Here is a 12,044-nt window from a genome sequence, read left to right on the forward strand (position 1 = left end):
ATATTTACCGATCCGGTGATACTTTTTCTGATCTCGACTGGCTAGTAGGGAGAAGCACTCTACCGTCCTGTTTATAGGTCCATCCATTCATGCTCGCTGCACGCCATCTGCGTCCGGATCGTCAGTTCAAACCAGTTGTTCGCAGTGCGTTGCTCAGCCTTGTCCTGATCGCGGCCGTCAGCCCGCTGGTGGTGGCGGCTGTGCCAGTGCAACTGGACACTGTTGCGGTGCGTGCCTACAACATTCCCGCAGGGCCGCTGGGCGCGACCCTGTCGAGTTTTGCCGTGGAGGCCGGTATCGCCCTGTCGTTTCAGCCATCGTTGACCGAAGGCCTGAACAGCCCTGCGCTGATCGGCCAGTTCTCTACCCGGGACGCGGTCAATCGCTTGCTCGAGGGCAGCGGTCTGGACATGGTGTTACGCAGCGACGGCAGCTACACCCTGGTACAGCGCCGACTGACGCTGGACGAAACCGCGGTGATCGGCAGCGAAAAAACCACCGATGCCTTGCCTCCGGTGTACGCCGGCGGGCAGGTGGCCAATGGCGGGCGCCTGGGGATCCTCGGCAATACCGATGTGATGGACGCGCCATTCAGCGTCAGCACCTACACCTCAACGCTGATCAAGGACCAACAGGCGGTCACCGTGGGGGATGTGCTGGAGCGCGATTCTTCGGTGCGCTCCACAGGCCAGACCGGGGGCATCGTCGACTCGTTTTTCATCCGTGGTTTTCCCGTCGGTGAGGGCAACCTCGGTGAACTGGCATTCGACGGCGTTTACGGTGTGGCACCCAACTACCGAGTGTTTACCGAGTACGCCGAGCGTATCGAGCTGGTCAAGGGCCCCGGCGCCTTGCTCTACGGCATGTCGCCGAACAACGCGGTCGGCGGCGTGATCAACGTGGTGCCCAAGCGTTCCCTCGATGAAGACCTGACCCGTTTCACCGCCAGCTACGCCATGAACTCGCAGTTGGGCGGCCACCTCGACGTCAGCCGGCGTTTCGGCGAGGAGCGTCGGTTCGGCGTGCGACTCAATGGCAGCACGCAACTGGGCGACACGGCCATCGACGATCAATCGCGGCATGTCGATATCGGCGCGCTGTCCCTTGATTATCAAGGCGAACGCCTGCGCACCAGCTTCGACTGGCTCAATCAGGAAGAACGCTTCGACGCCGCTTCTCGGCCCTTTTTGATCGCCCCCGGCGTGGACATTCCTTCGGCAGCCAATGGCCGCATCAATGTCAGCCAGGACTGGGGCTGGTCGCGAACCCGTGACCAATCCGCCCTGCTCAGTGGCGAATACGACCTGAGCGACGCCCTCACGGTGTTCGCCCACGCCGGCGGCGGCAAGTCGGATGTCGCGCGGATGTCCGACCAGACCCCGACCATCATCAACGCTGCCGGCGATACCTCCTCGACTCCCGGCTATTACAAGTTCGAAGTCGAGCGCTACACCGTGGACGCCGGTGCGCGCCTGCGATTCGACACCGGGCCGATCAGTCACCGCGCATCGCTGCAGGTCAGCCGTTATCGTGATGTGCTGTCGCGCGGGATCATTTCCGGCGCACCGATCCTGTCGAATATCTATCACCCGGTAGAGCGCCCGAAACCCTACATCCCCAAGCCGGACACACCGAAAGTCTCCGAGAGCGAACTGACAGGCGTGGCACTGGCCGACACCCTGTCGGTACTCGAAGACCGGGTGCAACTGACCGTCGGCGTACGCCAGCAGAACATCAAGTCCGACAACTACAACGCCGCCGGGGTTGTCACCACGTCCTATGACGACGGCCGGGCCACGCCGCTCTATGGCGCGGTGGTGAAACCCTGGGACCACGTTTCGTTTTACTACAACTACATCGAAGGCCTGAGCAAGGGCGACATTGCCCCCTCCACGGCATCGAACGCCGGCGAAATCTTTGCCCCCTACATCTCCCGCCAGCACGAACTCGGGGTCAAGGCCGATTACGGCACCTTCACGTCCACCCTCTCCCTGTTCCAGATCACCAAACCCAGCGGCGAACTGGCTTCCGGGGTGTTTTCGGTGCAGGGCGAGCAACGCAATCGCGGGCTTGAGCTGAATGTGTTCGGCGAAGTCGTGCCGGGCACGCGACTGCTCGGTGGCGTGACCCTGCTCGATGCACAACTGACCAAAACCTCGGTGGCCGGCAACCGTGGCAACAAACCCGTGGGCGTACCCGAGGTGCAAGCCAACCTGTGGGCCGAATGGGACACCTCGTGGCTCGAAGGGCTGACGCTCACCGGTGGTGCGATCCATACCGGCAGTCAGTACGTCAACCAGGCCAACACGCAGAAACTCGATGACTGGACCCGCTTCGACGTCGGCGCGCGCTACACCACGCGCATCGACGAACGACCGACCACGTTTCGCGCCACCGTGCAGAACGTGTTCGATCACGAGTACTGGTCGGGCGTCGCCTCCTATGGCGCGTTCTCCCAAGGCTCACCGCGCACTTTATTACTGTCGGCAACAGTCGATTTCTGAAACGTTCAGTCCGGTGGCGGTGTGAACCGTTGGCCGAACTGACTTTGCAAAGGCTTTGAGCATGGTGATTTTCAATCGACGCAGCTACGCGCTGGCGGCGCTGCTGATGGCAGGACTGCTGGCTCTGTTTTCTCTGGTGCCGCGCACGGCGCACGCCGCCGAAGCAGATGCGGCACGCACCGAGGTGACCGACCTGCTGGGGCGCAAGGTCAAGGTTCGCCTGCCGGTCAGACGCGTCATTCTTGGCGAAGGACGGCAGTTGTATCTGGTCGCCGCCCTCGACACGCAAAATCCCGTCGAACGCATCGTCGGCTGGCGCAAGGACCTGATTCAGTCGGACCCGGACACCTACAACGCCTACCTGCGCAAGTTTCCCGACATTGCCAAAATCCCTACCTTCGGCGGCTTTGAAGACGGCACCTTCGACATCGAGCAGGCGATCTCGCAGCGCCCGGACGTGATCATCCTCAATGTCGAGGCGCAGCACGCCACCGAGGATGCGCGCTATATCGAAAAACTCGACGCACTGGGGATTCCGGTGGTGTACGTCGACTTTCGCAACAACCCGATGCAGAACACCGAACCGACCATGCGCCTGTTCGGCCAACTGTTTGGCAAAGAACAACGCGCGCAAGCGTTCATTGACTTTCGCAACCAGCAGATTCACCGCGTTACCGACGTCATCGAAAAACAACACCCGGCCCGGCCCAGCGTGTTCATCGAGCGCATCGGCGGTTACACCGACGATTGCTGCCTGAGTTTCGGCAACGAGAACTTCGGCCTGTTCGTCGATATGGCCGGCGGCAACAACATCGCCCGGCGCATCATTGCGACCACGTTCGGCCAGTTGAATCCCGAGCAAGTGATCGTCGCCAATCCGGCCCACGTGGTGGTCACCACCGCCAACTGGGAAGCGTTTGCTCCTGGCGGTCATTGGGTCGGCGTCGGCCCGGGTGCCGACATGGCCGAGGCGCGCAAGAAACTGGCCTGGTACACCCAACGGCCAGCGTATGCCGGTATCAAGGCGCAAGACACGCAAGCCTTTCACGCCATCTGGCATCAGTTCTACAACAGCCCGTATCAGTTCGTCGCCATCCAGCAATTGGCGAAATGGTTTCACCCCGAACTGTTTGCCGATCTCGATCCCGACGCGTCATTTCGCGAACTGCATGAGCGCTTCCTGCCGGTGCCTTATGAGTCTGGCTACTTTGTCAGCCTGCGTGCGCCTGAGGTCAAGCCATGAGCTCATTGACTGACGCGGTGGTCGTACAGCGCGAAGCCTATCGTCGGCTGGTGCTGCGCAAACGGCTGATCCTCGCAGCACTGGTGTTCTTGTTGCTGTGCAGTGTGCTGCTCGACCTGGCATTGGGGCCGGCGAGTTACAGCCTCGGTGAAGTCCTCGGTGCCCTGATTTCACCGGACAGCGCCTCGCCGCAGGTGCGTGTGGTGATGTGGGACATTCGTCTGCCCGTCGCGCTGATGGCGGTGGCCGTGGGTGCGGCGCTGTCACTGGCGGGTGCGCAGATGCAGACCATCCTCAATAACCCGCTGGCCAGCCCGTTCACTTTGGGCATTTCCGCTGCCGCCGGTTTCGGCGCGGCACTGGGCCTGGCGTTCGGTGTCGCGCTGTTTCCGCTGGCGGCGCAATTCATGGTGCCGCTCAATGCGTTCATCATGGCCATGCTTTCGGCGTTATTGATCCACTTCCTGAGCATGCGTCGTGGCGTCACTGCCGAAACCATCGTGTTGCTCGGCATTGCGCTGGTGTTCACCTTCAATGCGTTGTTGGCACTGGTGCAATTCTTCGCCACTGAGCAAGCCGTGGCCGCCGTGGTGTTCTGGACCATGGGCAGCCTGACCAAAGCCACCTGGCCAAAACTGGGGGTGATCTGCGTGGTAATCCTGATCACCCTGCCGATCTTCGCCAAACGCGCGTGGGCCTTGACGGCCCTGCGTCTTGGCGACGACAAGGCCGCCAGTTTCGGCATCAACGTACGCAGCCTGCGTTTTCAGACGCTGATCATGGTCAGCCTGCTCGCCTCGTTCCCCGTGGCCTTCGTCGGCACCATCGGCTTCATCGGGCTGGTCGGGCCACACATCGCGCGCATGCTGATCGGTGAAGACCAACGGTTCTTCCTGCCCGCCTCACTGCTGACTGGCGCACTGATTCTGTCGGCCAGCTCCGTGGTCAGCAAAACCCTGATCCCCGGCGCGATTTTTCCCATTGGCGTGGTCACTTCGTTGATCGGCGTGCCGTTCTTCATATCTCTGATTCTGGGCGGGAAGAAAAACTCATGGTGAAGCTGCAACTGGACAATATCGGCGCCCGTTACGGCCAGCGCGAAATCATTCGCGAGGTGTCGACGGCGATGTTTTTCGGCGGTCAGGTAGTGGCCGTGGTGGGGCCGAACGCTGCGGGAAAATCGACGCTGTTCAAACGCATGGCCGGGCTGATCGACGGCCCCGGGCAAGTGATTCTGCAGGACTCGAAAAAAGGTCCGGCAGGCATCAGCTATATGCCGCAGGGGCTCAATGCCAGTGCGCGCCTGACGGTCTATGAGTCAGTGTTGCTGGCCCGCAAGCAACTGACCCCGGGGTGGGCGGTGAACGATGACGAGTTGAAACTGGTCGACGAGATTCTCGCGGCACTGGGCATCAGCGACCTGTCCTTTCGCAACCTCGGCGAACTCAGCGGCGGGCAACAACAACTGGTGTCCATTGCGCAGACGCTGGTGCGCGAGCCGGAGGTTCTGCTGATGGACGAACCGACCAGCGCTCTGGACATGCACCGCCAGGTGCAGGTCCTGGACTTCATGCGCACGCTGGCCCGGCGCCGCGAGGTCATCGTGTTCATCGCCATCCATGACCTGAACCAGGCACTGCGCTTTGCCGATCAGGTGCTCGTCATCGCTGGCGGCACCACACAAGGCAGCGGCCCCAGCGGTGAAGTCATTACGCAAGGGATGCTGCGCGAGGTGTACAAGGTTCAGGCGAGAATCGAGCAGTGCAGCCGCGGGATGCCGCATATTCTCATCGACGGTGTTGTTTGAGCTCCGGCAAAGTGAATGTCCACTGTTGCAACCAGTACGAGCCAGAGGCCTATCGGCGCTCACCACACCGCAATATGCGAATCGGCCCTTGGCTCAGTCCCACCACACAGCACGCCAGTCACCGGGTCACGCAGAATGATCTGCCCTCTCCCATAATCCGTCAGGTCGCTGGCGATCTGCACCTCATGCCCTCGACGGGCCAACGCATTGGCCAGATCCCTTGAAGCGCCCTGCTCGATGCCAACCTTGATACCGCCCAGCCATTGCCAACGAGGAGCGTCCAGTGCCGATTGCGGGTTCAAGCCGAAATCCACCAGGTTCATGACCATCTGCACATGCCCTTGCGGCTGCATGTAGCCGCCCATCACGCCGAACGGCCCAAGCGCCTGGCCGTCCTTGGTGAGGAAGCCGGGAATGATCGTGTGGAAGGTCTTCTTGCCCGGCGCCAGCGCGTTGGCGTGCTCGGGATCAAGGCTGAATTCCTGCCCGCGATTTTGCAGGGCAATGCCGCTGTCAGGCAGTACCACGCCCGAGCCAAAGCCGTGGTAATTGCTCTGGATGAACGAAACCATATTGCCTTGCCCGTCGGCCGTGGCCAGATACACCGTGCCGCTGGCGTGAGGGTCTCCAGGCTTCGGTGGCTGGGCCTGCTCGCCAATCTGCGCGCGGCGGCGAGCGCTGTAGCCATCACTCAACAGATCGGCCACGGCCACGCGCATGTGCAGTGGATCGGTGATGTAGTGCAGGCCATCGCTGTAGGCCAGTTTCATCGCCTCCAGTTGACGGTGCCAGGTGTGTTGGCTGTCACGGTGATCGAAATCGAAGCCCTCGAGAATCTTCAGCGCCATCAGCGCAACCAGTCCCTGCCCGCTCGGCGGGATTTCCCAGACATCCACGCCCCGGTAATTGACGTGGATCGGCTCCACCCATTGCGCACGGAAATGCTCAAGATCCGTGGCGCGCAGATAGCCGCCAGTTGCCCGCGAATGCGCATCCAGGCGTTGTGCCAGGGCGCCGCGATACAAGCTTTCACAGCCACTCGCCGCCAGTTCTTCAAGGGTGCGCGCCTGCGCCGGGTTGCGGAACAACTCCCCAGCCTTGGGCGCGCGACCGTCAATCAGGAACGTGTCGAACCAGGCATCCAGCACCTCATCGCGATGGGGGCCGAACTCTTCCAGCGCGATCTGCCACTGATGGGCAACCACCGGCGACAGCGGAAAACCGTCCCTGGCCAGGCTAATGGCCGGTTGCAGCAAATCGGCGAACGGCAGCACGCCAAAGCGTTGCGACAGCTCGGCCCAGGCCGATGGACAACCGGGCACCGTCACCGACGTCCAGCCATACAGCGGCATCTGTTCATGGCCGGCCGCCTTGACCGCTTCAATACTCAAGCTGGCCGGGGCATGGCCGTTGGCGTTGAGCCCATGCAACTGATCCTTGAACCAGACCAGAGCAAACGCATCGCCACCCAGGCCGCAGCCTGTTGGCTCGACTACGGTCAACGCCGCAGCCGTGGCGATGGCGGCGTCGATCGCATTGCCCCCCTTTTGCATCATTTCGATACCGGCCTGAGCGGCCAGCGGCTGGGACGCCGCGACCATGCCGCGACGGGCAAACACGCTTTGGCGTTGCGATGGATAGGGATACTCGTGAGCAGAGAATTTCAACATGGCAAAGACTCTTCAAATCAGCAATTCATTGGCCGGACTTGATCCGGTTCCATTCGCGGGTGATCAGGCGCTGGATGTTTTCCGGCAGATCGGCCGAGACGAAGGCATGGTTGATCACCTCGTCCGTCGGGTAGATCCCCGGATTAGCGCTGACTTTTGCATCCATCAGCGCCGTGGCGTCCTTGTTCGGGTTGGCGTACCCGACGTAGTCGCTGATCGGCGCAATCACCTCAGGACGCAGCAGGTAGTTGATGAACGCGTGGGCGTTGGCGACGTTGCCGGCGTCCTTGGGGATCGCCAGCATGTCGAACCAGAGGTTCACCCCCTCCTTGGGAATCAGGTAGCGGATGTCGATGTTTTTCCCCGCCTCGCGCGCCCGGGTCCGGGCCTGCATCACGTCGCCGGAATAGCCGATCGCCACGCAGATATCGCCGTTGGCCAAGTCAGCGGTGTACTTCGATGAATTGAAATACGTCACCGAGGGCCGCAAGGTCATCAGCAGTTTAGACGCCTGCTTGTAATCGTCAGGCTTGACGCTGTTGGGATCCAGCCCGAGATACAGCAAGGCCTGAGGAATGATCTTCACTGGCGCATCGAGAAACGCCACGCCACAGTTTTTGAGCTTGGCGAGGTTTTGCGGATCGAACACCATCGACCACGAATCCAGCGGCGCATCCTTGCCGAGTACCGCGCGGACTTTCTCTTCGTTATAGCCGATGCCCACGGTGCCCCACATGTAAGGCACCGCGTATTTATTGCCTGGGTCGGCGGCTTGCAGGCGCTGCATCAGACGCGGATCAAGGTGCCTCCAGTTATCCAGCAATTCGCGTTGCAGCGGCTGATAGGCGCCGGCGCGAATCTGCTTGGACAGAAACTGGCTGGACGGCACCACCACGTCATAGCCCGAGTGCCCCGAGAGCAACTTGGCCTCGAGCATTTCATTGGTGTCGAAGATGTCGTACTGAACCTTGATCGCGTTGTCTTTCTCGAAGTTCTTCAGCGTGTCGGGGCCGATGTAATCGGACCAGTTGTAAACCTTCACCACCGCATCGGCAGCCTGAAGCATGGGCACCACGGCGACGCAGCACAGCGCCGCGAACACACTCGATAAACGCATCGTCGATTTCCTTGTGAAGTTCACAGCACGCGGCTGAGAAAAGCTTGGGTACGGGGATGAGTGGGACGGCTGAAAATCTGTTCCGGCGGGCCTTGTTCGATCAGCTCGCCCTGGTCGAGAACCACCACCCGGTCAGCCACCTCGCGGGCAAAACCCATTTCATGGGTGACCACGACCATGGTCATGCCCTCCTCGGCCAGCTCCTTCATGACCTGCAAGACCTCGCCGACGGTTTCCGGGTCGAGGGCGCTGGTCGGCTCGTCGAACAGCATCGCCTGGGGCTTCATCGCCAGTGCCCGGGCGATCGCCACCCGTTGCTGCTGGCCACCAGAGAGCATGGAGGGGTAATGACTGGCCTTGTCCGCCAGGCCAACTCGCTTGAGCAATGCTTGCGCCTGTTCCAGCGCGATCTGGCGCGGCACACCCAATACCTGGATCGGCGCTTCGATGATGTTTTCCAGTGCGGTCATGTGCGGGAACAGGTTGAAGCGCTGGAACACCATGCCGATGTCCCGGCGCTGGCGAGCGATGTTGCGCTCCGAATCGCGCACCAGACTGCCGTCCGCCCGGGTGCGATAGCCCATCGGCCGGCCGCTGACGCGAATCTCCCCGGACTGAATGTCTTCGAGCAGATTGATACAGCGAATAAACGTGGTTTTGCCCGACCCCGACGCACCGATCAGCACTACCACTTCACCGCGCCGCACTTGCAGGGAAATGCCCTTGAGAATCTGCAGATCGCCGAAGGCCTTGTGAATGTTCAGCGCCTCGATGATCAGTTCGTCACTTTGCTGCGCCATGATTAACGCCCCCTCAGCAATTTCAGCGTGCTGCGACCGAACATTCGGCTGGAGGCCGGCGGTGGCGCAGAAGGTCTGTCCGACTGACCGAAACGGCTCTCCAGCCAACGCTGAAAGAAACCCCACAAGGTGGTGAGCAACAGGAAATAGATCGCCACCACCAGGTACAGCTCGAACACCCGAAAGGTCGCCGAGGTGACCATCTGCGTACTGAGCAACAGCTCCTGCACCCCGATCACGCTGACCAGCGTGGTGTTTTTCAGCATCACGTTGAACTCGTTGCCCAGCGGCGGCACGATCACCCGGAACGCTTGCGGCAGCACGATGCGGCGCATCAATTTGGCGAAGGTCATGCCCAGTGATCGGCCGGCCTCATACTGGCCCTTGTCCACGGCGCCGATACCGGCACGAATGATCTCGGCCATGTACGCACCTTCGTTGAGGCCCAGGGCGATGATCGCGGCCTGGATGTTGCCGGGAATCACCAGCCCGAACAGTTCAATGTCTTCGAAGCGAAAAATCCCGCCCGCCGCCAGCGCCGTGTAGAGAAAGACGATCTGCACCAGCAACGGCGTGCCCCGCATCAGCCATACATAAAAGCGCACCGGCAGGTGCAACAACGGATTCTTCGACAGGCGCAACAGCGCGGCGGCCAGGCCCAGAGCACAGCCCAGCACCATCGCCAACACACTGATCAGACACGTCAGCCAGAGCCCGTTGAGGTACACCCCGCTGGGTTGCAGCAGGTATTGCCAGAACACATCCCAATTGAAGTTCATCAACGCTTACCTCAATCGAGTGTGTCGCTGGAAACGTGCCACTTACTCAGGAGCTGGTTGTAGCTGCCGTCGCTGCGCATGTCGGTGATGATCTGCTGCACGGCGGCACTCAATTGCGCATCGTCCTTGCGAATACCTAAACCCGTGAGGATCCGGCTAAAGGCCGGCACCCCCTCCTCGAACAGGTCCGGGGCCATGGCGGCGTAGTAACCAGCGGTTTCTACCGTGGTGCCGTAAGCGTCGACCTGATTGATGCGCAAGGCCTGGAAGGCATCGGTGTCGGTGTTGTAGACCACCAGTTTCATCGGTGGCTTGCCGGCCTTGACCAGGTTTTCATTTTCGCTGTCGAGCAGGGTCTTGATGGTCGAACCGTTGAGCACTGCGATCTTGTGCCCGCTGAGGTCGGCCAGCGCCTTGAGCGCCTTCGGATTGCCCTTCGGCACAACGACCGCCTGACTGGAATACATGTAGTTGACGATGTCGATCACCTCACGGCGCTCGGGTTTGTCGAACAACTGGTCGACGATCATGTCGCACTGTTTGGCCAGCAACGCCGGGAGCAATCCGGAAAACGGAATCACCCGCCAATCGACCTTTTTGTCCCCCAGACGCCTGGCGATTTCCAGCCCTAGGTCGACGGTCAGGCCCGTAGGTTTTTGCGCTTGATCGAAGGACACCAGCGGCGGTGAATCCATGCCCGAGCAATAGGTGAGTTTGTCGACCTTGACCAGGCGCTCCGGCACGGTGGGCGCGGCGACCGCCCACTGCGTACAGAGTCCCAGGGAAATTGCAGCCAGTAACAGGCGAGGCATATGCATGACCAGACACTCCAGTTCGGTTAGTAACGGGGCAGTACTCAAAGTCAAAACATCGGCGGACTGGTGTTCCGCTCTGTGGTTAATTCTCTGTTTGCAGAAACCTGATCAGCTCGGGCACCGTGCCTTCGATGTGTTCGCGCACCACGGCCTCGGCCTTGTTGGCGTCGCCGGCGCGAATCGCATCGAGGATCATCTGGTGTTCCTGGCGTGCACTCAGGGGCTTTTCGATGTGTTGCAGCCAAAGGCGCATGGGGGCTTCGATCAGCGAGTACAGCGCGCTGATCTGCTTGACCAGCCGAGGGCGGCCACTGAGGCTGCACAGGTATTCATGGAACTTGCGGTGGCGGCTGACCCACGCCGCGCTTTCCTCGCGGTAGTCATCCATTTCATCGAGAAGCCGCTCCAGCGCCGTCAACTGACGCTCGCTGATCCTGGGCACCGCGATGCGCATCGCCAGCCCTTCCAGCGCGCTGCGCATCTCGAAGACTTCGTGCATTTCTTCGACATCCAGACCGCTGACCACGGCGCCACGGTTAGGCCTCAGCGTCACCAGCCCTTGCGCATCGAGCCTGCGGAAGGCTTCCCGCACGGGCATACGGCTCATGCCGATTTCGCTGGCAATGTCCTCGGCAATCAGCCGGTCGCCCTTGCGATAACGACCGCCACAGATGCCCTCCAACAGAAAGTTGTAGGCCTCTTCTTCGGCGGTCATCGGTTGACGCTGGTCATAGGCGGGAGCGAATTGCATGGCAGCACCTTTTGTATTTTTGTATCCAATTATCCACGGATACAAAAAAGCACGATGCATGCCAGATTTCTCTGCACCGTGCCAAGCGCTTGATTTGAATGATCTAACGAAAAATTTCGGCGTGCACAGCGCTCCGTCACTGCCGTTCAAGACTTGAGATGTGCTACCCGATGGCTCACGGGGAGCCCCGCAAAGGTGCAGAACGGTAGCTGAGTAACACTCAACTGATCGGCACCCTTGCGGTACGTTTCATTGCGTCACCACCACCTTCCCGATCATCTGCGGATGCAACACACAAAAATATTCAAACTCCCCCGGCGTATCGAACACCCAGGAAAAACTGTCATTGGTGTCCAGTGCCCCCGAGCGAAACACCTTGTGGGTTTCGGCCACCGTGTGCGGAATCTGATCGTCATTGACCCACGTCACCTTGGTGCCGACGGCCACGGTCAGGTATTTGGGGCCGAACATGAATTCCTTGATGTCGATCTTTACTTCTGCCGCCCACACCGGCATTGTCAGCATCAGGCCCATCAGCGCCAACAGTCGTCTTTTCAT

At 60.7% G+C, this 12,044-nt stretch carries 11 protein-coding genes; 4 read left to right on the forward strand and 7 right to left on the reverse strand.

Features of this window, described 5'->3' with window-relative positions; genetic code table 11:
* Positions 1 to 89 precede the first annotated feature (89 nt).
* From AC0J41_RS12520 to AC0J41_RS12535, 4 genes are all read left to right on the forward strand, one after another.
* Positions 90 to 2,504: a TonB-dependent siderophore receptor gene (locus AC0J41_RS12520; protein ID WP_473015774.1), complete on the forward strand. Its 2,415-nt coding sequence runs from the start codon at positions 90 to 92 to the stop codon at positions 2,502 to 2,504.
* Between the two features lie 61 nt (positions 2,505 to 2,565).
* A complete protein-coding gene (locus AC0J41_RS12525; RefSeq protein WP_473015775.1) occupies positions 2,566 to 3,747 on the forward strand; it encodes an ABC transporter substrate-binding protein in 1,182 nt (393 codons plus the stop codon).
* Entirely contained in the window at positions 3,744 to 4,805 is a 1,062-nt protein-coding gene (locus AC0J41_RS12530; protein WP_473015776.1) for a FecCD family ABC transporter permease, read from the forward strand. The genes AC0J41_RS12525 and AC0J41_RS12530 overlap by 4 nt, the downstream gene beginning before the upstream one ends.
* On the forward strand, positions 4,799 to 5,554 hold the full coding sequence (locus AC0J41_RS12535) for an ABC transporter ATP-binding protein (RefSeq protein WP_473015778.1): 756 nt from the start codon (positions 4,799 to 4,801) through the stop codon (positions 5,552 to 5,554). The genes AC0J41_RS12530 and AC0J41_RS12535 overlap by 7 nt, the downstream gene beginning before the upstream one ends.
* Positions 5,555 to 5,613: 59 nt before the next feature.
* Here AC0J41_RS12535 and AC0J41_RS12540 read toward each other — a convergent pair whose 3' ends face one another.
* The 7 genes from AC0J41_RS12540 to AC0J41_RS12570 form a co-directional block, all read right to left on the reverse strand.
* Positions 5,614 to 7,224: a gamma-glutamyltransferase family protein gene (locus tag AC0J41_RS12540; RefSeq protein WP_473015779.1), complete on the reverse strand. Its 1,611-nt coding sequence runs from the start codon at positions 7,222 to 7,224 to the stop codon at positions 5,614 to 5,616.
* A gap of 25 nt (positions 7,225 to 7,249) precedes the next feature.
* Complete coding sequence (locus AC0J41_RS12545) at positions 7,250 to 8,341, reverse strand: polyamine ABC transporter substrate-binding protein (RefSeq protein WP_473015780.1); 1,092 nt, start codon at positions 8,339 to 8,341, stop codon at positions 7,250 to 7,252.
* A 20-nt stretch (positions 8,342 to 8,361) separates the two neighbouring features.
* The gene (locus tag AC0J41_RS12550) at positions 8,362 to 9,141 is read right to left on the reverse strand and encodes an amino acid ABC transporter ATP-binding protein (RefSeq protein ID WP_473015781.1); all 780 of its coding nucleotides are present in this window, start codon (positions 9,139 to 9,141) and stop codon (positions 8,362 to 8,364) included.
* 2 nt (positions 9,142 to 9,143) lie between these two features.
* Entirely contained in the window at positions 9,144 to 9,920 is a 777-nt protein-coding gene (locus AC0J41_RS12555) for an amino acid ABC transporter permease (protein WP_473015782.1), read from the reverse strand.
* An 11-nt stretch (positions 9,921 to 9,931) separates the two neighbouring features.
* Entirely contained in the window at positions 9,932 to 10,738 is an 807-nt protein-coding gene (locus AC0J41_RS12560) for an ABC transporter substrate-binding protein (protein ID WP_473015783.1), read from the reverse strand.
* A gap of 79 nt (positions 10,739 to 10,817) precedes the next feature.
* On the reverse strand, positions 10,818 to 11,486 hold the full coding sequence (locus tag AC0J41_RS12565; RefSeq protein WP_473015784.1) for a GntR family transcriptional regulator: 669 nt from the start codon (positions 11,484 to 11,486) through the stop codon (positions 10,818 to 10,820).
* 249 nt (positions 11,487 to 11,735) lie between these two features.
* The gene (locus AC0J41_RS12570; protein ID WP_473015785.1) at positions 11,736 to 12,044 is read right to left on the reverse strand and encodes a cupredoxin domain-containing protein; all 309 of its coding nucleotides are present in this window, start codon (positions 12,042 to 12,044) and stop codon (positions 11,736 to 11,738) included.

The organism is Pseudomonas sp. Arb-4-2C (genome assembly GCF_055755015.1).